The organism is Cribrihabitans marinus (assembly GCF_900109035.1).
GTDB lineage: Bacteria > Pseudomonadota > Alphaproteobacteria > Rhodobacterales > Rhodobacteraceae > Cribrihabitans > Cribrihabitans marinus.
The window spans coordinates 211050-231877 of record NZ_FNYD01000001.1 but is presented as its reverse complement, the minus strand read 5'-3'; the positions used below and the strand labels follow the sequence as shown (position 1 = coordinate 231877).

Annotated in this window: 22 protein-coding genes; 5 read left to right on the top strand and 17 right to left on the bottom strand. The window is 67.6% G+C overall.

Going from position 1 to position 20828, the window contains the following annotated elements; all coding sequences use genetic code 11:
* The 7 genes from BMX57_RS01120 to BMX57_RS01090 all read right to left on the bottom strand — a co-directional run bounded on the left by BMX57_RS01120 (position 1) and on the right by BMX57_RS01090 (position 5931).
* A complete protein-coding gene (locus BMX57_RS01120; RefSeq protein WP_092361690.1) occupies positions 1–582 on the bottom strand; it encodes a hypothetical protein in 582 nt (193 codons plus the stop codon).
* A 65-nt stretch (positions 583–647) separates the two neighbouring features.
* On the bottom strand, positions 648–1229 hold the full coding sequence (locus tag BMX57_RS01115) for a retropepsin-like aspartic protease family protein (RefSeq protein ID WP_092361688.1): 582 nt from the start codon (positions 1227–1229) through the stop codon (positions 648–650).
* Positions 1230–1268: 39 nt separating this feature from the next.
* Positions 1269–1889 carry a MarC family protein gene (locus BMX57_RS01110; protein ID WP_092361686.1) on the bottom strand — a complete coding sequence of 207 codons (621 nt, stop codon included), beginning with the start codon at positions 1887–1889 and terminating at the stop codon, positions 1269–1271.
* A complete protein-coding gene (locus BMX57_RS01105; RefSeq protein WP_092361684.1) occupies positions 1886–3733 on the bottom strand; it encodes an ABC-F family ATP-binding cassette domain-containing protein in 1848 nt (615 codons plus the stop codon). Before BMX57_RS01105 ends, BMX57_RS01110 begins: the two co-directional genes overlap by 4 nt.
* 31 nt (positions 3734–3764) lie before the next feature.
* Entirely contained in the window at positions 3765–4361 is a 597-nt protein-coding gene (locus BMX57_RS01100; protein WP_092361682.1) for a YceI family protein, read from the bottom strand.
* 122 nt (positions 4362–4483) lie between these two features.
* A complete protein-coding gene (locus tag BMX57_RS01095; RefSeq protein ID WP_177175357.1) occupies positions 4484–5575 on the bottom strand; it encodes a glycoside hydrolase domain-containing protein in 1092 nt (363 codons plus the stop codon).
* Positions 5576–5691: 116 nt separating this feature from the next.
* Entirely contained in the window at positions 5692–5931 is a 240-nt protein-coding gene (locus tag BMX57_RS01090; RefSeq protein ID WP_229724134.1) for a hypothetical protein, read from the bottom strand.
* 229 nt (positions 5932–6160) lie between these two features.
* Between BMX57_RS01090 and ndk the strand changes: the two genes are divergently transcribed.
* Entirely contained in the window at positions 6161–6583 is a 423-nt protein-coding gene (gene ndk, locus BMX57_RS01085) for a nucleoside-diphosphate kinase (protein WP_092361678.1), read from the top strand.
* A 165-nt stretch (positions 6584–6748) separates the two neighbouring features.
* Here the strand turns inward: ndk and BMX57_RS01080 are convergent, their stop codons facing one another.
* Positions 6749–7099 carry a TfoX/Sxy family DNA transformation protein gene (locus BMX57_RS01080; RefSeq protein ID WP_092361676.1) on the bottom strand — a complete coding sequence of 117 codons (351 nt, stop codon included), beginning with the start codon at positions 7097–7099 and terminating at the stop codon, positions 6749–6751.
* 90 nt (positions 7100–7189) lie between these two features.
* Here BMX57_RS01080 and BMX57_RS01075 point away from each other — a divergent pair, with 90 nt between their 5' ends.
* Entirely contained in the window at positions 7190–8416 is a 1227-nt protein-coding gene (locus BMX57_RS01075; protein WP_092361674.1) for a cytochrome P450, read from the top strand.
* On the opposite strand, the gene BMX57_RS01070 is transcribed toward BMX57_RS01075, so the two are convergent.
* From BMX57_RS01070 to BMX57_RS01060, 3 genes are read right to left on the bottom strand one after another with little or no spacing between them, the layout of a single operon-like run.
* Positions 8413–8754: a carboxymuconolactone decarboxylase family protein gene (locus tag BMX57_RS01070; RefSeq protein ID WP_092361672.1), complete on the bottom strand. Its 342-nt coding sequence runs from the start codon at positions 8752–8754 to the stop codon at positions 8413–8415. The two genes, BMX57_RS01075 and BMX57_RS01070, sit on opposite strands and share 4 nt — an antisense overlap.
* Before the next feature lie 12 nt (positions 8755–8766).
* Positions 8767–9525, bottom strand: coding sequence for an amino acid ABC transporter permease (locus BMX57_RS01065; RefSeq protein WP_092361670.1), 759 nt, complete (start codon positions 9523–9525; stop codon positions 8767–8769).
* Between the two features lie 11 nt (positions 9526–9536).
* The gene (locus BMX57_RS01060) at positions 9537–10277 is read right to left on the bottom strand and encodes an amino acid ABC transporter ATP-binding protein (RefSeq protein WP_092361668.1); all 741 of its coding nucleotides are present in this window, start codon (positions 10275–10277) and stop codon (positions 9537–9539) included.
* A 134-nt stretch (positions 10278–10411) separates the two neighbouring features.
* Between BMX57_RS01060 and BMX57_RS01055 the strand changes: the two genes are divergently transcribed.
* Positions 10412–11182 (top strand): transporter substrate-binding domain-containing protein, encoded by a 771-nt coding sequence (locus BMX57_RS01055; protein WP_092361666.1) that lies wholly within the window; start codon positions 10412–10414, stop codon positions 11180–11182.
* Positions 11183–11251: 69 nt separating this feature from the next.
* Complete coding sequence (locus BMX57_RS01050) at positions 11252–11986, top strand: creatininase family protein (protein ID WP_092361664.1); 735 nt, start codon at positions 11252–11254, stop codon at positions 11984–11986.
* A 5-nt stretch (positions 11987–11991) separates the two neighbouring features.
* On the opposite strand, the gene BMX57_RS01045 is transcribed toward BMX57_RS01050, so the two are convergent.
* From BMX57_RS01045 to BMX57_RS20270, 4 genes are all read right to left on the bottom strand, one after another.
* A complete protein-coding gene (locus BMX57_RS01045; RefSeq protein ID WP_092361662.1) occupies positions 11992–13356 on the bottom strand; it encodes a sensor histidine kinase in 1365 nt (454 codons plus the stop codon).
* The gene (locus tag BMX57_RS01040) at positions 13349–14032 is read right to left on the bottom strand and encodes a response regulator transcription factor (protein ID WP_092361661.1); all 684 of its coding nucleotides are present in this window, start codon (positions 14030–14032) and stop codon (positions 13349–13351) included. The genes BMX57_RS01045 and BMX57_RS01040 overlap by 8 nt, the downstream gene beginning before the upstream one ends.
* A gap of 118 nt (positions 14033–14150) precedes the next feature.
* Positions 14151–15575: a DegQ family serine endoprotease gene (locus tag BMX57_RS01035; RefSeq protein WP_092361659.1), complete on the bottom strand. Its 1425-nt coding sequence runs from the start codon at positions 15573–15575 to the stop codon at positions 14151–14153.
* Positions 15576–15649: 74 nt separating this feature from the next.
* The gene (locus BMX57_RS20270) at positions 15650–16246 is read right to left on the bottom strand and encodes a hypothetical protein (RefSeq protein ID WP_143057860.1); all 597 of its coding nucleotides are present in this window, start codon (positions 16244–16246) and stop codon (positions 15650–15652) included.
* 151 nt (positions 16247–16397) lie between these two features.
* Between BMX57_RS20270 and BMX57_RS21040 the strand changes: the two genes are divergently transcribed.
* Positions 16398–17540 (top strand): Hint domain-containing protein, encoded by a 1143-nt coding sequence (locus BMX57_RS21040; RefSeq protein WP_308419721.1) that lies wholly within the window; start codon positions 16398–16400, stop codon positions 17538–17540.
* 105 nt (positions 17541–17645) lie between these two features.
* On the opposite strand, the gene BMX57_RS01025 is transcribed toward BMX57_RS21040, so the two are convergent.
* Together BMX57_RS01025 and BMX57_RS01020 are read right to left on the bottom strand one after the other, a co-directional pair.
* A complete protein-coding gene (locus BMX57_RS01025) occupies positions 17646–18257 on the bottom strand; it encodes a nucleotidyltransferase family protein (protein WP_092361658.1) in 612 nt (203 codons plus the stop codon).
* Between the two features lie 32 nt (positions 18258–18289).
* Positions 18290–20707 carry a GcvT family protein gene (locus BMX57_RS01020; RefSeq protein WP_092361656.1) on the bottom strand — a complete coding sequence of 806 codons (2418 nt, stop codon included), beginning with the start codon at positions 20705–20707 and terminating at the stop codon, positions 18290–18292.
* Positions 20708–20828 lie beyond the last annotated feature (121 nt).

Genomic DNA, 20828 nt, shown 5'->3' with positions numbered 1-20828 from the left:
TCAGTTCAGACCGAAGGCCTGCACGATCTGGCGCAACGCCCGCGCCGCGCCCCGGCGGTCGCCGCTGCGCGCCTTGCGGTCGGCAATGGCCAGCGCGGCGGTCAGCTTGTCGCCGATCGCCGGGGTCTCTTCGATTGTCCGGCGGGCCGCGGATTCGACGGCCTCGCGCAGTTTCGCCCAGTCGCCGTCGCGCGGGACGGGTTTCGTGGTCTCGGCGGGGTCGGCCTCGTCGGCCTCGTCCGGCGCCTCGGCACTGCCTTGGGCCGCCAGCGTCACCTTGACCTTCAGGCCAAGCCCCATGAGGAACTTCTTGACGTGTTTGGCGATGCGCGGGGGCGGCGTGTTCTCGCAGGTCAGCGTGACCACCCGGCCGCGCGTGGACAGGAACCCGAAGGCCAGCCTGGGCGTCTCGCCCAGCTGCCGCGCCTTGCGGGCCATCACGCTGGCGTCCCGGTCGCGATGCATCACCATGACCGCCGTGCCCGGCCGCTTGCCCAGGCAGAAGCCGAAGCTGACGATGCGCTGGCGCGACAGGGCGATCAGGGCCCGGATGTCATCGGCGTCAGGGGGTGGAATGGCCATGATCGCGCGGTCCTTCCGGGCTTGTTGCCGGGCACCTTAGGACGGAACCCGCGCTTGCGCCAAGCTCAGCGGGCCAGGACAAGCGCGCCGCCGGTGATCTGGATCGACGACCAGCGTTGCAGGTATTCCATGCCCAGCAGCGACTGGTCCATGTCGCCCTCGTTGACCCAGGCGGTGATGTCGCTGTCGGTGAACTGGCCCAGCGTCACGCTGTCCAGCTGCGCGGGCGCTGTGCGCACCTCGCCATTGGCGGTCATCGCGCGGCCGAAATAGTTGAGGTTGTCGGGGTCGATGCCCGCCCGCTCGGCATCCCGCTGGGTCAGCACCATCTGGCTGGCGCCGGTGTCGACCATGAAATCGACCGGTTCGCCGTTGACCAGAAGTTGCAGATAGTAATGTCCGTCCGGCGCGCGCGGCACCTCGACCCGGCTGTCGGTGACGGTCATCCGCGTTCCGGGCGAGACGGTGCCGCGAATGTCCTCCCACAGGCCGACCACCGCGATCACGCCCATGAAGATGAACACCCAGGCCGCGACCATCTGCATCGTCTTGCCCAGGCTCTGCCGGTTCTGGGTGAAGAACCAGAACGCGACCGCGGCGCCCAGCAGGCTGAGATAGAGAATTCGCGCCGTGTTGTCCGCGTCCATGGTCAGGGCTCCCGCTTTGTCCGGTCTGGATATAGGCGCTCAGGCGGCAAATCCAAAGTCGCGCAGACCGTCGAGGATGAACTGGACCGACAGGGCGGCCAGCAACATGCCCAGCAGGCGGGTGACGACCACGGTGCCGGTCTTGCCCAGGATACGCTCGATCGGGCCGGCCAGCATGAAGAAACCGAAGACGATGGCCACCACGCTGAACATGATCGCGATCACGGCGGCAAGCCCCTCGATCCCCGGTTTCTGCCCGGCCAGCAGGATCACCGTGGCGATGGAGCCCGGACCGGCGATCAGCGGGATCGCCAGCGGAAAGATCGAGGGGTCGGGAAAATCCTCCTCCTCGGTCCGGTCCTCGCGCCGCTTCGTGCGCCGTTCGAACAGCATGTCGAGCGCGGTCAGGAACAGCAGGACGCCGCCCGCCACACGGAAGGCGGCCATCGAGATGCCGACGAAGCCCAGCACCGCCTCGCCGAGCGCGGTGAACAGCACCAGCAGGAAGACCGAGGTCAGGCAGGCGCGGATGGCGATGGTGCGCCGCTCATGCGCGGTGTTGTCCTGGGTCAGCGCGATGAACAGTGGCATCAGGCCGATCGGGTCGATCACCACGAAAAGCGAGACGAATGCCGTGATCAGGAAAGCGGAGTCGATCATCGTGCCTCGGCGGCCTCCAGTTTTTCCTGCGCCCTGAGCCAGAGCTCCTCGGCGCGGTCCATCGCGGTGCGCACCTCGGCATATTTGCGGTTCCAGACCTCGAGCTCGCTGCTCTGCGTGTCGTCATAGAGCGCCGGATCCGCCAGCTTGGCGGCCAGCTTGTCCTGCATCTCGGTCAGCTTGCTGACACGGTCCTCGCATTTGCGTACCTCGGCGCGCAGGGCCTGCAGCCGCTCGCGGGCGGGCCGGCGCGGTTTGGGCGCGGATGGCTTCGGCGCGGGCTTGTCGCGGGCCAGCAGAAGTGACCGGTAGCTGTCCAGATCGTCGTCATAGGACGTGACGGTGCCGTCCGAGACCAGCCACAGCCGGTCGGCGACCAGGCTCAGCAGGTGCATGTCATGGCTGACCAGGATCACCGCGCCGGTATAGTCGGTCAGCGCCTCGACCAGCGCCTCGCGGCTTTCGATGTCCAGATGGTTGGTCGGCTCGTCGAGGATCAGCATGTGCGGCGCGTCGATCGTGGCGATCAGCAGCGACAGACGTGCCTTCTGCCCGCCCGACAGCCGCCCGACCTTTGTTTCCGCCTGCGCCGCGGTCAGGCCGAACCCGCCCAGCCGCGCGCGCAGCTTGGCCGGCGGCTCGTCCGGGCGCAGCCGGCGCAGATGCTCGATCGGGGTTTCGTCGACATGCAACTCGTCGACCTGGTGCTGGGCGAAATACCCCACGCGCAGCTTGCGCGAGCGCACGGTCTTGCCGTCCATCAGCGGCAGGCGGTCGGACAGCAGCTTGGACAGGGTCGATTTGCCCTGGCCGTTGCGGCCCAGCAGGGCGATGCGGTCGTCCTGGTCGATGCGCAGGTTCAGCCGGCGCAGAACCGCCTTGTCGCCATAGCCGGTCACGCCGCCCTCCATCGTGATGATGGGTGGCGACAGTTCCTCGGGTTCGGGGAAGGTGAAGGCGCGCAGGGCGGCCTCCTGCGGGGTCGAGATCGGCTGCATCCGGGCAATCGCCTTGAGCCGCGACTGCGCCTGGCGCGCCTTGTCGGCCTTGTAGCGGAAGCGGTCCACGTAGGATTGCAGATGCGCGCGCCGGGCCTCCTGCTTCTTGGCCATCGCCTCGGCCTGGGCCAGCCGTTCGGTGCGTTGCCGCGCGAACTGGTCATAGGGGCCCTGGTAGAAGGTCAGCTTGCGATCCTCCAGATGCAGGATCGCGCCGACGGCCCGGTTCAGCAGGCCGCGGTCGTGGCTGATGATGATGACAGTATGCGGGTATTTCGCCAGGTAGTTCTCGAGCCAGAGCGCGCCTTCGAGGTCGAGATAGTTGGTCGGCTCGTCCAGCAGCAGCAGGTCGGGCTGCGAGAAAAGCACCGCGGCCAGTGCCACGCGCATCCGCCAGCCGCCCGAGAAATCGGCGCAGGGGCGCTGCTGCTCGGCATCGTCAAAGCCCAGCCCCTTGAGGATCGAGGCGGCGCGCGCCTCCGCCGACCAGGCGTCGATATCGGCCAGCCGGGTCTGGATCTCGGCGATGCGGGCGGGATCTCCGGCGGTGCCGGCCTCTTCCATCAGCGCGGCGCGCTCGGTGTCGGCGGCCAGCACGGTGTCCAGCAGGCTGTCCTGCGAGGCCGGCGCCTCTTGCGCGACGCCGCCGATGCGGGCGCGCGAGGGCAGGGCGATATGGCCCGACTCCAGCGCCAGTTCGCCGCGGATCAGCCGGAACAGCGTCGTCTTGCCGGTGCCGTTGCGCCCGACCAGCCCGACCTTGTGGCCGGCGGGAATCGTCGCGCTGGCCGCGTCGAACAGCGGGCGGCCCTCGACCGCGTAGGATATACTTTCGATCCTGAGCATGGCGGGGGTTTGGCGCAGGGGCGCCGAAGTGTCAATCGGCGGCGGTGCCGGTGAACTCGGCTTCGATGCGGATCCGCACGCTGTCGCCCACGCCCAGTTCCGAGCCGGCGCCGGGAATGCCCTCGGTAAGGCCGAATTCGGAGCGCCTGGTGTCGGTCTCGGCCGAGAACCCGATGCGGGCATGCGGCTCGAACAGCCCGGCGGGATAGCCGGCATTGTAGGTGACGGTCAGCCGAACCGGCCGGTCGATGCCGTTGATCGTGAGCGTGCCTTCAATTTGCGCCGCATCGTCCCCGGTCCGCGTTATCGCGTCCGACCGGCAGGTGATCGTGGGATGGGCGTCGGCGTCGAACCATAGCGGCGCCATGAGCGCCACGCGAAGGCCCAGCGGCGGTGTCGGCAGGTCCAGCGACGAGACCAGGATTTCGGCCTCGAGTTCGGCCGCGTCCGGATCGTCGGGGTCGAGCGTGAGCGTGGCCGAGAGCGTGTCGAACCCGGCCGTGAACTGGCTGAGCCCCGGATGGCTGACGCCGAAGGTGACGCTGCCATGGGCCGGGTCGAGGGTGAAGACCTGGGCCGGGATGCCCTGCGCGGCGGCGCCGGCGGCAAGTATTGGGCATCGTGTCATGAAGAGGCTCCTTGAAGGGTGCGGGTGATGTGCGGCGCGATCCCTGTCCCGGGCTTGACCCGGGACCTCGCGCCATGGCGCCCGGTGAGGCCCCGGGTCAGGCCCGGGGCGGGTCGGGCGGCTCAGATGTCCATGAGCTTGCAATCCGTGCGGCGCCAGCGCGGCATCCGGTCCAGCGGCGCCAGCCCGTCGCGCCGGCACCAGCCGTCAGGCAGCCCGTCCTCGTCCAGGTCGACCCAGGCCCAGTCGCCCTCCTGCGACAGGACATGCACGGTCCGGGCGATGCAGGCATGGCCCACCACCTCGCCGCCCGGTTCGGCATGCACCTCCAGCCGGTCGGTCGTGACCCAGTGCCGCGCGGCGGCCACGGCGCGCAATCGGGCCGGATCATAGATCTTTTCCGCGCCGTCCCCGGTGAAGGCGCCGATGCTGTTGCCGGCGGCGGGGTTGAGGATGTCGGTGTCGATATGCAGGACCTGGCCCAGCCCGCCGGTCAAGGCGCTGTTGTTGATGTCGGTCTTGTTCTGGAACAGCGTCCATTGCCCGCTGTTCAGGAAGTCGCGCGTACCGGCCCAGGCCGGCGCCTCGGGCACCCAGAACCGCTGCGCCAGCCCGGCCCGGCGGATCAGGTCGCAGCGCGCGCCAGCGGCATAGATGCCGACGGAGTAGCGCCCGCCGAAGATCCGGTTCACCGCGCGGAAATAGTCCAGCACACCCTGGTCGCTGTTCAGGGCTGCATCGGAATCGACCCCGAAATAGATCGTGGAACCGGGCGGCTGGTCGATCACCCGGGCGCGGGCCAGGCAGAACTCGGCATCGGCCTGCGCCTGCGCGCCGGTATAGCGGTTCTTCCGCCGCCCCTCGAACTGGTAGACGATGGCCAGCGCCAGCCCGTGCTCGGCCAGGATGGCGCGCTCGCGCCGGGTGACGTTCTTGCAGTTGAGATTGGCGTTGTTGCGGTCGGAATAGTAGCGGATCACCGTGTCGACGCCCAGATTGGTCAGGGTCTGCAGGAAATCGTTGTTGGGCCGTGTGCAGGCCTCGGCGCCGTCGAGGCCGCTGGGCGCCGCCTCGCGGTCCAGGAACGGCGCGTTGCCCATGTCGATCACGTGGATGCCGCTGTCGCCCAGCGCCGATGCCGGGCGCGGCAGGGTCGCGGCCAGCGGCAGGCTGGTCAGGCCAATCGCAAATTGTCTGCGGTCGAGTCCGGGCATCATCTGCTCCATGCTGGACATCTGCATGACAGCGTAGCACCGGTTGCGTGGCGTTCAAAACGCCGGGGTTTTCAACTGTCGGGATCGGCCGGCTGGCGACGGCTGGCGCGGCCCGATCAGTTCGCGCCGGCCGGAATGGCGGGCATCGGGTAGGTCGCAAAGCCGATCATCGGGCTGTCTCCGTCGAAGCTGAAGGCAAAGACATGGACTTCGTCATGGTTGAGCGTTGCCCGGCAAAAGACCTCGTCCCGGGCCAGTTCGGCCGGGCAGGTCTGGAGGTCGACATGCGCGACGGCGGTCTCGAAAACCTCGTAGGTCAGCGGCATCGGAGTGTCGGCAAGCGCGGGCGCCGCCATGACCGTCGCCGTTAGAAGAGCAGGACATTTCATCTGGTTATACCTCGTTTTCAGAATCACCCGGTACGGGCATCGAATAGCTGACAAAAAAAGTCGTGTAAGTAAACGCCGCGCTTCGGGCGGTTCGGGAGGGGCGCAAATCCCCTTTATCCTGCGGATGAGCCATGCTATCGGACCGCGGATTTTCACGACGCCGGGCGCTGCGCCGGCCTTACCCTAGGAGAGCCGCATGGCACTGGAACGTACCTTCTCGATCATCAAGCCCGACGCAACCCGCCGCAACCTGACCGGCAAGATCAACGCCAAGCTGGAGGAGGCCGGGCTGCGGATCATCGCGCAGAAGCGGATCCACATGTCCAAGGCACAGGCCGGCAAGTTCTACGAGGTGCATGCCGAGCGCCCGTTCTATGACGAGCTGTGCGAGTTCATGTCTTCGGAACCGGTCGTCGTGCAGGTGCTGGAAGGCGAGAACGCCATTGCCAAGAACCGCGAAGTGATGGGCACCACCAACCCCGCCGACGCGGCCCCCGGCACCATCCGCGCCGAGTTCGCCGAGTCGGTCGGCGAGAATTCCGTGCACGGCTCGGACGCGCCCGAGACCGCGGCGGTCGAGATCGCCTATTTCTTCGCCGGAACCGAACTGGTCGGCTGAGCCGGAGCGCCGGTTGCCTGTCTCGGGCCGCGTCCGCCGGGCGCGGCCCTTTTCTTGTTGAGCGCCTGCGGCGCGCTGGATGCGTTCAGGGGGGCTTTGCCCCCCACGCCGCCTGCGGCGGCTCCCCCCAAGGTATTTTGGGCGAGAGGAAGCTGGGGGATCGGATCAGGTGTCCGGGGTGAGTTGATCGGGGCGGACGCGCACGCCTATCGCGTCGAGTTCGGCCGCCAGCCCATGTGTGGTGGCGGGCGTGGCTGCGGAATTGATGGCGTCGAAACGCTTGCGCAGCGCGGCCTTTTCCTTGCCCTTGCAATCGTTCCACGGCCGCCCCTGCAACCCCATCACCAGCACGTAATAGCCGATGAAATGGGGTTTCATGCCGGTCCCCAACAGACGGGCATAGGCGACATCGGCCCCCAGCGCGCGCAGGTCACGGGCGCTGTGAATGCCGGCGCGGGCGCAGGCCGCCTCGTATGCAGGGCCGAGGTTGCGGATCGAGGAGACGGGATCGGGCATGGGGTGATGCTAGCCGCTCGCCGATGGCTGCGACAAGCGCCCACTTGTGTGCCGGGGCAGTTCTTTCTAGGCAGGGGCAGGGAGGCGACAATGACCACAACACTCGGCGCCGGAGACATCCGCGATTTCGACCTGACCAACCCGCCGGACGGGTTTCTCGACGATCCGTTCCCATACTACGACGCGCTGCTGGCCGAGGCGCCGGTGCTGGCGCAGCCGGACGGGTCGGTGCTGCTGAGCCGGCATGGCGACCTGGACCGGATCTATCGCGACACCACGCTTTATTCCTCGGACAAGACCGCCGCGTTCGGGCCCAAGTTCGGGGTCGGCTCGCCGCTCTTCGAGCATCACACCACCTCGCTGGTGTTCAACGACCCGCCGCTGCACACGCGGGTGCGCAAGATCATGACCTCGGCGCTGACGCCGCGGGCGATCGCGCGGATGGAGCCGGGGCTGATCGAGACGGTGGATCATTTGCTGGACGCGATGGCGGGGCGCCAGCGGGTCGACCTGATCGAGGATTTCGCTTCGACCATCCCGATCCAGATCATCGGCAACCTGCTCGATGTGCCGATGGCGGAACGCGGGCCGCTGCGCGACTGGTCGCTGGCCATCCTGGGCGCGCTGGAGCCGGTGTTGAGCGAGGCACAGCTGCAACGCGGCCACGCGGCGGTTCGCGACTTCAAGGCCTATCTGCAGGACCTGGTGGCGCGGCGCCGGGCCGAACCCGGAGATCCGGAGACCGATGTGCTGACCCGGCTGATCCGGGGCGAGGGGGCGGATGGGCAGCTGAGCGAGACCGAACTTCTGCAGAACTGCATCTTCATCCTCAATGCCGGGCACGAGACGACGACGAACCTGATCGGCAACGGGCTGGCGCTGCTCGAGGATCATCCGGATCAGCGGGCGCGGCTCTTGCAGGATCCCGAGTTGATCGTGCCGGCGGTCGAGGAGGTGTTGCGGTTCCGCTCGCCCAACCAGTTCGGCAACCGCGAGACCACCGCCGAGATCGAGCTGGACGGGATGCGCATTCCGGCGGGTACCAACCTGCACCTGTGCATCGGGGCGGCCAATCGCGATCCGACCGTGTTCGAGGCGCCCGACCGTTTCGACATCGCGCGCAAGCCCAATCGTCACCTGGCCTTTGCCGGCGGGCCGCATGTCTGCGTCGGCCTGACCCTGGCGCGGATGGAGGGGCGGATCGCGATCGGGCGGCTGTTGAACCGCTATCCCGGCTACCGCCTGCTGCCGGGGCGGGTGTCCGGCGGGCGGATCCGGTTTCGCGGCTACGCGGCGCTGCCCGCCGTGCTGGGCTAGTCCGCGGACGAGAACGTATCAAACGCTTTCAACGCCTTGGCGCTGTAGGCGATCGACGGCCCGCCGCCCATGTAGCTGGCCATTGCCAGCGCCTCGCACAGTTCTTTGCGCGTGGTCCCCAGGCGGATCAGCGCGCGGATGTGAAAGCCGATGCAGCTGTCGCATCTCGTGGCGATGGCGATGCCCAGCGCCATGATCTCCTTGGTTTTCGCGTCCAGCGCGCCGCTGGACTTGGCCGCCGCGCCCATCGTGCCGAACCCCTTCATCGTGTCGGGCGCTTCCCGCGCGAAGGTGGCGATGTCGGCCTCGATGCCGGTCATGAATTCGGTCCAGTCCATTGCGGCTCCTTGTCAGATGCGTTCATCCGCGCTCATGCGCCGTTCCAGCCAGCGCACGCCGGCGCTGATGATCAGGACCAGCACCAGGTACTCCACGATCAGCAGCGAGTAGATCTCGAGCGGGCGGTATTCGGTGACGACCAGTTCGTTGGCCCGCCGGGTCAGCTCCTGCATGCCGATGACGCTGGCGAAGGCGCTCATCTTGACAATGTAGATGAACTGATTGGCCAGGGGCGGCAGGATGCGGCGGATCGCCTGTGGCAGGATCACGTAGCGCATGGTCTGGGCATAGCTGAGGCCGATGGTTTGGGACGCCTCGTGCTGGCCCTTGGGGATCGACTGGATGCCGGCGCGGTAGATCTCGGCGGTAAAGGCGCTGTCGGACAGGGCCAGGGTGATGATCGCGCCCCAGAACGGGTCGATGGGGATGTTCAGCCCCATCGAGCGAAAGATGATCGGCAGCCCGTAGAACACCCAGAACAGCATCGGCAGGAGCGGGATCGAGCGGATCAGCTCGACATAGACCCGGTTGACGATCCGCAGCCAGCGGCGGTGGGACAAGGCGGGCAGGGCGACCATGAGGCCGAGCGCGATGGAGATGGCCGCGGCGATCACCGAGATGAGGATCGTGTCGCCCATGCCCGAGACCAGGAACTTGATGTTGATCCAGCCCGAGGCGGTGGTCGGGTCGATCACGTACCAGCCCCAGGTCGAGGAACTGGAACAGCCCCCGAGCAGCAGTAGGGCGGCGAAGGGGAGATAGCGGGTCATCGCGCGCCTTTTCAATGCTGCAGGATCTGGCTGAGGAACTTGCGGCAGCGGTCGGATTTCGGCGCGGCAAAGACCTCCTCGGGGGCGCCGCGCTCGACGATCTCGCCGGCATCCATGAAGACCATCTGGTCGGCCACCTTGCGCGCGAACCCCATCTCGTGAGTGACGACCACCATCGTCATGCCATCGAGCGCCAGTTCGATCATCACGTCCAGAACCTCCGAAATCATCTCGGGGTCGAGCGCCGAGGTCGGCTCGTCGAAGAGCAGCACCCGCGGCTCCATGCAGAGCGACCGGGCGATGGCCACGCGCTGCTGCTGGCCGCCCGACAGCTGGCCGGGATACTTGTCGGCCTGGTCGGGGATGTGCACGCGGGCGAGGTAATGGCGGGCGGTTTTCTCGGCCTCGGCCCGGGTCAGCCCGCGCGCCTTGACCGGGCCCAGCATCAGGTTGTCGAGCACGGTGAGATGCGGGAACAGGTTGAATTGCTGGAACACCATGCCGACCTCGGACCGGATCGCGGCGATGGTCTGCGCGTCGCCGCGCAGTTCGGTTCCGTTCACCCGGATCGTGCCCTTCTGGTGCTTCTCCAGCCGGTTGATGCAGCGCACGACAGTGGATTTTCCGGATCCGGACGGGCCGCAGATCACGACCTTTTGACCGGCGCCCACGGTCAGGTCGATATCCTTGAGGACGTGGAAATCGCCGAACCATTTGTTGACCCCGACCAGCTCGATTGCGGTTTCGGTCATGCCTGCTCCCCCGCGCTGGCCGCTGGGGCCGTGACGATTTTGCTTGAGCCTAGGGGGCGGTGGGGCCTTAAATCAAGCAGCATTCGCAGCAAGACGAAAAACACCGAAACGAAAACAACAACAGGGAAACCGTTATGAGACAGATATTCAAGGCCGCCGCAATCGCGGTGGCGGGGCTGGTGCTCGGCGGCGCGGCCTCGGCGCAATCGGCGCTGAACGAGATCCTGGACGGCGGCGTGCTGAAGGTCGGCACCACCGGCGACTGGAACCCGATGAGCCTGCGCGATCCGGCGACGAACAGCTACAAGGGGTTCGACATCGACGTGATGAACGAGCTGGCCAAGGATCTGGGCGTCGAGGTGGAATATGTGCCGACCGACTGGAAGACGCTGGTCAACGGCGTGGTGGCGGGCAAGTATCACATCACCGGATCGGCCTCGATCTCGCCGCCGCGGATGAAGGTCGCGGGGTTCTCCGAGAGTTACATCGCGGTCGAGATCTTCCCCTTCACCACCGAGGACAAGGCCGACCGTTTCGACGGCTACGCCTCGATCAACAAGCCCGAGGTGAAGGTGGCCACGACCCTTGGGACCACCTTCGAGAAACTGGTGCGCGAGTGGTTTCCGGATGCCGACATCAAGGTGGTCGAAGCGCCCGCGCGCGGCTTCCAGGAGGTTCTGGCGGGCCGGGCCGACGTGTTCATCACCTCGAATATCGAGGGCGTGACGCTGCAGGAGAAATTCCCGGTGGTTCCGGTCAAGGGGGCCGAGCCGCGCTCGCCGTCGCCCATCGCCATGCTGCTGCCGCAGGATGACCAGGTGTGGATCAACTACGTCAACAACTGGGTCAAGGTGAAACAGGCGCAGGGGTTCTTTGACGGGGTGAAGGCCAACTGGGGCCTCTGAGGCCATCGACACAGCAGGCGGGGCCGTGCGGATCGCGCGGCCCCTCTTTCATGGGCGAAAGGACATGGCATGCAACTGGCGCACATGACCTGGCGCGAGGTCGAGGCGCGGCTGGCGCAGGGCGCCGCGATCCTGCTGCCTGCGGGGTCCACCGAACAGCACGGGCCGATGGGCCGGATCGGCACCGACACGATCTGCGCCGAGGCGGTGGCGCAGCGTGCTGCCGAGCTGTGCGGCGCGGTTGTGGCGCCCGCGCTGGCCTATACGCCGGCGCCATTCAACACCGCCTTTCCCGGCACGGTGTCGCTGTCGCGCCCGGTCTTCTCGGCGCTGGCGGAGGAGGTGATCGCCGGCCTGCTGGCGCAGGGGTTTCGCGGCGTGTTCGTGGTCAACGGCCACGGTGCGAATATCGAGCCGCTCGAGGAGATTGCCGCGAACCATCCCACCGGTGCCGTTGCCATCATGAGCTGGTGGCAGGCGCCCGAGGCCGACGCGCTGCGCAAGGCGCTCTATGGCGATTGGGAGGGGATGCACGCCACGCCGTCCGAAGTGGCGATCACCCAGGCGCTTCTGGGCGCGCTGCCGCCCGGCGAGGCGGCAGAGCCACCCGCGCGGCTGGAGCCCGGCTATCTCGCTGCCCATGCGGGCGACCGCCACGGCCCGCCGGACGCGCACCGGGCGGCCTTTCCCGATGGCCGGGTCGGATCGCATTCGGCGCTGGCCCGGCCGGAAGACGGCGCGCGCCTTCTGGAATTGGCGGCGCGGGGCGTCGCGGAGCGGTTCCAGGACTTCTGTGTGCCGTGACGCGGTTAACGGCCCAGGGTCATTTGGGCCTCGAAGCCGGGATCGAGGTTGCGCGCGGTGAAGCTGCCGCCATGCATCCGCGCGATGGCCGCCACCAGGGCCAGTCCCAGGCCCGAATTCTGCTCGGTCCGGCTGTCGTCGAGCGTCACGAAGGGGCGTGACAGCCTGGGCAGCGCCTCCTCCGGCACGCCGGGGCCGCTGTCGGAAACGGTCAGCGCGACCCGGTCGCCGGCACGTCCCAGCGTCACCCGGATCGTGCTGCCGTCCGGCGCATAGCGCAGGGCGTTCTCCAGCAGGTTCGACAGGGCCTGGGCCAGCAGCGCCTTGTTGCCGGGCAGCCGGGCATCCTCGCCCGAGAGCGTCAGGGCCACGCCTTGTTCCTGCGCCACCGGTTCGTAGAATTCCAGCACGTCGCGGGCCAGCGGCTCCAGCTCGACCGGCTCGAACAGGTCACGGCCCAGCCCGGCCTCGGCGCGCGAGATCTCGGTCAGCCGCGAGAACACGCGCAACAGGTGGTCGATCTCGGCCTGTGCCCGTGCGGCCTCGGCGGCGCGCTCGCTTTCGGGGCGGTCGGTGGCGGTCAGCGCCTCGACCCGCTGGCGCAGGCGCGACAGGGGCGAGCGCAGGTCATGCGCGAGCGAGTTCGTGGTCATGCGCAGGTTGCCGACCAGTTCCTCGATCCGCTCCAGCATCTCGTTGAGCGTCTCGGCCATCCGGTCCAGCTCGTCGCCGGTGCCGCGCAGGGGGATCCGGCGCGAGAGGTCGCCGGAGACGATATCGCCCGCCGTGCGCGCAATCTCGGACAGGCGCGAGAACACCAGTCGGGTCAGCAGCCAGCCGGTGAGCAGGCTCAGCGCCAGCGTGGCCAGCAACGCCAGGCCCGCCGATTGCAGCAGCGCCCGGTCGAACTGCTGCCGGGCCGAGGCGTCGCGCCCGACCAACAGCCGCTCGCCGCCACGCAGGCGGATCGACGCGGCCGAGATCGGCACGGCCGTGTCGCCACCCGCCCGCATCAGTTCCAGCCGCACCCAGCCGCTGCCGGGTTCGATATCCGGCGGCCAGCGCAACAGGTTGCCCGCCAGCACCCGGCCCGCCGGGTCGGTGAGCAGGTAGAGCGCATCGCGCTCGGCGGCGTCCTGGCTGCGCCGTTCGATCGCGCGCATCAGGCCCAGCGTGCCCAGCCGCTCGTATTCGTCGGCCAGCCCGGCCAGTTCGGCGGTCACGACGCTGCGGGTTTCCGAGGCGATGGTGCGGTTGGCGGTGACATAGACCACGGCCAGGACCAGCGCGGTCATCACCGTGCTCAGCACCACGCTGGCCAGCACCAGCCGGGTGCGCGCGTTGCGCAGGGGCGCGCGCGCCCTAGTCATCCGACATCATGTAGCCGGCCCCGCGCACCGTCTCGATCAGCGGATCCGCGCCGCCGTCGTCTATCGCGCGGCGCAGCTTGGAAATGTGGACGTCGACGATGTTGGTATTCGGGTCGAAATGATAGTCCCAGACGCCTTCGAGCAGCATGGTGCGCGAGATCACCCGGTTCTTTCGGCGCAGGAAGAACTCCAGGATCTGGAACTCGCGCGGGGTCAGGGTGATCTCGCGCCCGGCGCGGGTGACGCGCCGGCGCAGCAGGTCCATTTCCAGGTCGCGGCAGGTCAGGGTCGAGGTTTCCTCGGTGCCGTCCTGCGGGCGGCGCAGCAGCGCCTCGATCCGGGCCTGCAATTCCTGGAACGAGAACGGCTTGACCAGGTAATCATCGGCCCCGGCGCGCAGTCCCTTGACCCGTTCGTCCACCGCGCTCATCGCGGTCAGCATCAGCACCGGCGTACTGAGCCCCGCCGCCCGGATTGAGCGCACCAGCTTGAGCCCGTCGAGCCCGGGCAGCATCCGGTCGAGGATCACCGCGTCGAACCCGCCATCGGTCATCAGATACAGCCCGTCACGCCCGTTCTCGGCGGTTTCCACGGCAAAACCCGCCTCGCTGAACCCCTTGACGATAAAGGCCCGGGTTTCCGGGTCGTCCTCGACGATCAACAGGCGGCGGCTCATGGGCGGGTGTCCTTTCTCGCCGCGTATATAGGCCGCCTGTGTCGGAAATGCACGGGGCCGGACACGGTGGTTTGTGTCCGGCCCGTCGCCTTGTCTCCTGTCCGTCACGGTTGTCGCGTCAGGCGATGTCGACCGCGATGAACAGCGGTGCGCCGCGCCGGTTGATCAGCATCAGTGCGGGGTCTTCCCCCTGGTTCTTCAGCGCCGATTGCAGGGCCTGCGGCGTGTCTGTCTCCTGGCCGTCCAGCTTCATGATCACGTCGCCGCGCCGCAACCCGGCCTGCGCGGCGGGGCTGTCGGGGGCGACCTCCATCACAAGAACGCCGGTGACGGTGGACCCCAGACCAAGCTCGTTGCGCGCGGTCTCGGTCAGCGGCGCGACGGTGACACCCAGCGCCATGTTCGAGGCATCCTGCTCAGGGGCGGACGCAGTGGGGCCTTTGTATTCGCCCACCGTCAGGTCCAGCGTGACCCGCTCGCCGTCGCGCAAGACGGTCACGGTGCTGTCCTCGCCGGCACCGGTCGCACCGACCAGGCGGGGCAGGTCCGCGCTGTCGGCGACCTCAGCGCCGCCGAAGCCCACGATCACGTCGCCCGGCTGCAGCACACCGTCGGCCGGGCTGTCCGGAACCACGTCGGCGACCAGCGCGCCCTGCGACGCGTCAAGCCCCATCGCGCCGGCGATGTCGGGGGTCACGCTCTGGATCGAGACGCCCAGCCAGCCGCGATCGACCTTTCCGTCGTCGCGCAGGTCGGCCACGACCTCCTGCACGATGTTCGACGTAACCGCGAAACCAAGGCCAACCGAGCCTCCGGAGGGCGAGTAGATCGCCGAGTTCACGCCCACGACCTCGCCATCCATGTCGAAGAGCGGACCGCCGGAATTGCCCCTATTGATGGCGGCATCGGTCTGCAGGAACTCGGCATAGGGGCCGTCCGAGATGTTGCGCCCCTTGGCCGACACGATGCCCGTGGTCACGGTCGAGCTCAGGCCGAACGGGTTGCCGATGGCCACCACGTCCTCGCCCACGCGGATGGCGTCGCTGTCGCCCAGCACAACGGCCGGAAGCTCGGCATCGGTGGTGATCTTCAGCAGCGCCAGATCGGTCAGCGGGTCGGACCCCACGACCTCGGCGGTGAATTCGCGCTTGTCGCTCAGGCGGATCGTCACCTTTTCGGCGCCGTCGATAACATGGTGGTTGGTCACCACCAGCCCGTCGGAATCGATCACGAAGCCCGAGCCCAGGCCCTGGCTGGGACCGGGGCGCGGCATCTGCCGGCCCTCGGGCACGCCGAACCGGCGGAAAAATTCGCCGAAGGGATGGCCCTCGAAGTCGAAGGGCGCGGCCTGGGCCGGCATCGCCTTTGCGCTTTGCTGGGAAATCACGGTGACGACCGAGGGCGAGACCTCCTCGACCAGGTCGGCCAGCGCCTCGTCGGCATGGGCGGGCAGGGAGGTTGCCGCCAGCAGCAAGGCACCGAGCGCCGCGGCGCCGGCCTTGCCGGGCAGGGAATGGCGTGTTTCAGCCGTGCGAATGTCCATCGAAAGCTCCTGTCATCTTCGTGGCAAGTTGCCGGGCGGGACCCGGCGTCTGACAGAGGAATAAGCCGCCGGCGTTAGCCGCGCCTGTCGGTTGGATTAAGATGTCTTAATGCGGGTGCGGTCGGGACGACGGGACGTGACCTGCGAATCCGGTCGAATTTGACTTTGATTCGAGCGAGAAGATGGCGGATTGTTGCGTCGGTGGCCGAAATATGCAGTGCCTCAACCTGATTGGTTCCACTTTTTCCGGGGTTTGGGGCAAGAATGTGGCGCGCAAGGATAAGTAGAGTGCCGTTGAGGACTGTTTCGGTTTGCGAAACCGAGACTCTGAGGCGGCTTGCCTGATCCGTCATACCTAAAAGGGCAAACAAGCCTCCGTCGGAGATCATCTCGGCTCGAGCAAGTTCTCGATTGGAAACAGTGAGCAACTTGGGATTGCCACTCGCCGCAGGCCGCATCGCGGTCTGGTCAAGGCCGGGAGGGCCAGTGGCGCGGCGGAGCGGCGCTTTTGGTTTCCCGGATGGCGGGACTTGGGTAAAAATGTTCCTGTCCTTCGATCGAAGGGCGATGGCCGCGGGGGCGGCCACCTGACCTGCATTGGGGGATGCAAGGGGGAACGACAGGTCGCAGCCGCGGTGCAGCAGCGAATGCGAGGCGACATCCACCGGCACGGACAACCCCGGGCCGGTGATCGGAGGGCGTGTGCCTGGGGCGCGTCCTCATTCGGTCCCGAGGGATCGAGGATTTGCGGCCCTTCGGGGTCAATGGGGGAAGCCGTGCGAGCGGCCCGGCGCGAAAGCGCCTGAAGACGGAGTAGGTAAGGTGACGAGTTGCGACAACCCAATACCGGCCTGGGTGGTTGATGTTCTGGTGACAGGGCCGGTGTCCGATGGGGCGGGGGCCCTGTCGGACGAGGTTGCGGCGCAGCATCCTGGCGTTGTGGGGGACGTGGATGTTGCGGTCGACGGGGTGCAGCTCCTGCATCCTGACGTCGATGAAGGCGGTGGCGATCCGGACAACCCGGGCCGGGGGACGGTCGTCGCCGCTTTCCGCGTAAAGGACGATGACAAGGGCTTGCCGCTGGTCCAGGGCGACGGGCATGGCGCAGGTGCAGCGACCAACAGGATCCGGGTTCGCCCGGATGGAGCGGTCGAGGTGGAACATCGCGATGGGGAAAACGTGGCGGTGCTGACCACTTCGGCCGGCTTCGCGCTGGCCGGCGATGCGGTGACGGTCCGGATCGGCTGGTCGGCGGCGCAGGGCGTCGCCGTGAAGGCCGAGAACGGATCGAACCGGCGCGACGAGACCGTGTTCCTGGCACATGATGCCGTGGGGCCGGCCACCATCTCCGCGCGCGGAGGGCCGGCCGCGGGTCTGGTGCCCTGCTTCACGCCCGGCATCCTGATCGCGACGCCGCGGGGCGAAAAGCCGGTCGAGGAGTTGCGCGCAGGTGACCGGGTCGTCACCCGCGACAACGGATTGCAGCCGATCCGCTGGTATGACGAGATCCGCCTGGGGCGCGCCGACCTGATCCGGGCCGAGCATCTCAGGCCGATCCGTATCCGCGCGGGAGCCTTGGGCGGCGGCTTGCCGGAACGCGACATGACGGTCAGCCCGAACCACCGCATTCTGGTATCGAACGACAAGACCGCGCTCTATTTCGAGGACCGCGAGGTGCTGGTCGCGGCCAAGCACCTGGTCGGGCTGGAGGGTGTCGAGGCGGTGGACCTGTTCGACGTCACCTATATCCACTTCATGTTCGACCGGCACGAGGTCGTTTTGTCCAACGGCGCCTGGTCCGAAAGCTTCCAGCCCGAGATCCAGGCTCTGGCCGGTCTGGGCAACGCCCAGCGCACCGAGATCTTCGAGCTGTTTCCCGAGCTTCGGTCGGCCCATGGCCAGGCGGCCTTTGCCCCGGCCCGGCGGTCCCTGACCAAGCGCGAGGCGCGGCTGTTGATGAACTGACACCGACAAGAGTTTGCAGCACGTCACGCGCATCCTGTGCGTGGCCGGAAGAGCGGGTCGGGTTGCCGGCCCGCTTCTTTCGTTTCGGCACATGCCCTCGACGGGTTATCCAGCGCGGCCGGGGTTGGCCCGGCGCCAGGCCGCCCAGGCCTCGGGCGTGTCCAGATCGTTGCGCGCGCGCCGCCCCGGCAGCGGAACATGGGCCACGCGGGGGCCGGCCGCCGCCACGATGCTCCGCGCGCCGCCATCGCCGCGCAGCCGCGACATCGCATCGAACAGATCGGCGCGGAAGACGATGGGATGGCCCGGTTCTCCGTCTACAGTCGTCCCGCGCCAGATCAGCGTATCTCCATCCAGATCAATAACTTGCAGAACAGTTCTCAAGTCATCACCGGTCAGGTCGGGCAAATCCGCCAGCACCAGCATGGCGGCCCGGGCATCATCGGGCAGCGCCGCGAAGGCGCGGCGCAGCGAGGCGTTCATGCCTTCGTCGGCGTCCGGCACGCTCAGCCGCTGCACTTCCAGATCCGCCAGCACGTCATGGCGGCGATGCGGTTCCGGCGGCAAGGCCACGATCACCGGCGCCGTCGTCACCCGGCGGGCCATCTGCGCCTGCCGCCGAACGAGCGGCTTGCCGTCGACCACCTCCAGCAGCTTGTCGCGCCCCTGCATGCGCCGCGACTGCCCGGCGGCGAGGATGATGATCGGGATCTCCATGCGCGCAGGATGACAGGACGCGCCGCCCGGCGCTATCCCCGCATCCGGGTCCCTTCGGGATCGAAAAGCGGGGTGGAGATCACGTGCGCCCTGCACATCTGGCCCAGGATCTCGATCTCGACCTCCAACCCGTCCTTGATGCGCGCTGTGGGCAGGAAACCCAGCGCCACCGATGTCCCGGCGTGATGGGAATACCCGCCCGAGGTGCAGAACCCCGCCACCGCGCCGTCCAGCCAGATCGGCTCATAGGCGTGCACGTCGGCGTCCTCGGCCTCGACCGCAAAGGCGCAGAGCCGCCGGGCCGGGCCGGCATCACGCTCGGCCTCGGCAGCGGAACGGCCAATGAATTCAACGTTCTTGCGGAAGGAGATGAAGCGGTCCAGCCCGGTTTCGGCGGCGGTGTAATCGGGTGAATACTCCGCCAGCCACGAGCCGAAGAACCTGTCCAGCCTGAGCGACATCATCGCGCGCATCCCGAAGGGCACCATCCCGTGCGGCTGACCGGCCTGCCACAGCACCCACCACAATTGCCGCTGGGCCATCGGGTCGCAGAAGATCTCGAAGCCGAGGTCGCCGGTATAGCTGACGCGCTGGACGATACAGTCGGTCATGCCCACGACCAGCCGCCGTACATCCATGAAACGCATGTCAGAGATGTCGGCGCGGGTGCAGGATGCCAGCACGTCGCGGGCCCTGGGTCCGGCGATCTGGAACCCGTCGAGCCGGTCGGAGATATTCTCGACCCGCACGCCCTCGGCCGCGTTCCGGTCGAACCAGCGCATGTGGAAGGCCTGGGCACCATAGGAAGCGGTCAGCCGGAACTCGTCCTCGGCCAGGCAGGAGACGGTGAAATCCCCGATCAGCCGGCCGCTGGGCGAGAGCATCGGCGTCAGCGACAGGCGGCCCGGCGCGGGGATCCGCCCGGCCATGATCCGGTCGAGCCAGTCCCGCGCTCCGGCGCCCGTGACGCGGTATTTTCCGAAATTGTGGACCTCGTTGATGCCGACAGCCTGCCGCACGCCGCGCACCTCGCGCGCGGTGGCGTCAAAGGCGTCCGACCGGCGAAAGGACGGCGTCTCGTAATCGGGTTCGCCGTCCTGCGCGAAGTAATTGGCCACCTCCAGCCCGTATTGCTGGCCCCAGACCGCGCCCAGATCGCTGAAGATGTCATACATCGGCGTGGTGCGGTTGGGGCGGGCGGCGGGCAGTTCCTCGTTGGGGTAGGAGACCGAGAAACGCTTCTGGTAATTCTCGATCACCTTGGGCCTTGTATAGCCGGGGCTGATCCAGTCGCCGAACCGGGCCACGTCCATCGCAAAGACGTCACGGTCGGGTTCGCCCTCGATCATCCATTGCGCCAGCGTGAGACCGACGCCGCCGCCCTGGCTGAACCCCGCCATCACCCCGCAGGCCGACCAGTAGTTGCGCAGGCCCGGCACCGGGCCGACCAGCGGGTTGCCATCGGGCGCAAAGGTGAAGGGGCCGTGGATCACCGATTTAACGCCCGCGCGCTCCAGAGCGGGAAAACGGCGATAGGCGAATTCGATGCTCTGCTCGATCTTGTCGAAATCGTCGGGCAGCAGCTCGTGCCCGAAATTCCAGGGCGTTCCGTCCACCGCCCAGGGGCGGCAGGGCTGTTCGTAGAAGCCGATGCACAGCCCGCGCCCCTCTTGCCGCAGATAGCTTTCGCCGGCGGGATCCATCACGTGCGGATGCTCGCCGCCGGCATCGATGATCGCAGCGATCTCGGGCACCTCCTCGGTGACGAGATACTGGTGCTCCATCGGGTGCAGCGGCAGGTAGATGCCCGCCATCGCCGCCACCTCGCGCGCCCAGAGGCCGCCGGCATTGACCAGGTGTTCGGCATGGATGGTGCCCTGGTCGGTGACCACATCCCAGCTGCCATCGGCGCGCTGGTTGGTCTCGCGCACCATGCAGTGCGTGCGGATCGTCGCACCGCCCATGCGCGCCGCCTTGGCATAGGCATGGGTCGTACCGGACGGGTCCAGATGCCCGTCCAGCGGATCGAAGAGCGCGCCGATGATGCCGTCTGTGTTGGTGACGGGCGCGATCCTGCGGATCTCCTCGGGCCCGACGATCTCGGTCTCCAGCCCCATGAAGCGGTGCTTGGCGCGTTCGGCCAGCAGCATGTCGAATCGGTCGCGATTGTCGGCCAGCGTCACGCCGCCCACATGGTGCAGCCCGCAGGACAGGCCGGTGATCTCCTCCAACTCCTTGTAGAGCCGGATGGTGTAGCCCTGAAGCGCGGCCATGTTGGTGTCGCCGTTAAGCGTGTGAAACCCGCCCGCGGCGTGCCAGGTGGAGCCCGAAGTCAGCTCCGAGCGTTCCAGCAGCATCACGTCGGACCAGCCCAGCTTGGTCAGATGATACAGCACCGAACAGCCGACGACTCCGCCGCCGATCACCGCGACCTGGCATGTGGTATTCATGGATGGCTCCGCTAGACTGGGGGTCAGGATATCGGGCCAGTCTTGGGCGATCGTGCCGCGCCGCTTGCCGCTGTGCGACGGATCGTGTCGCATACGGACCAGCCGGGCGTCGAAATCGGGA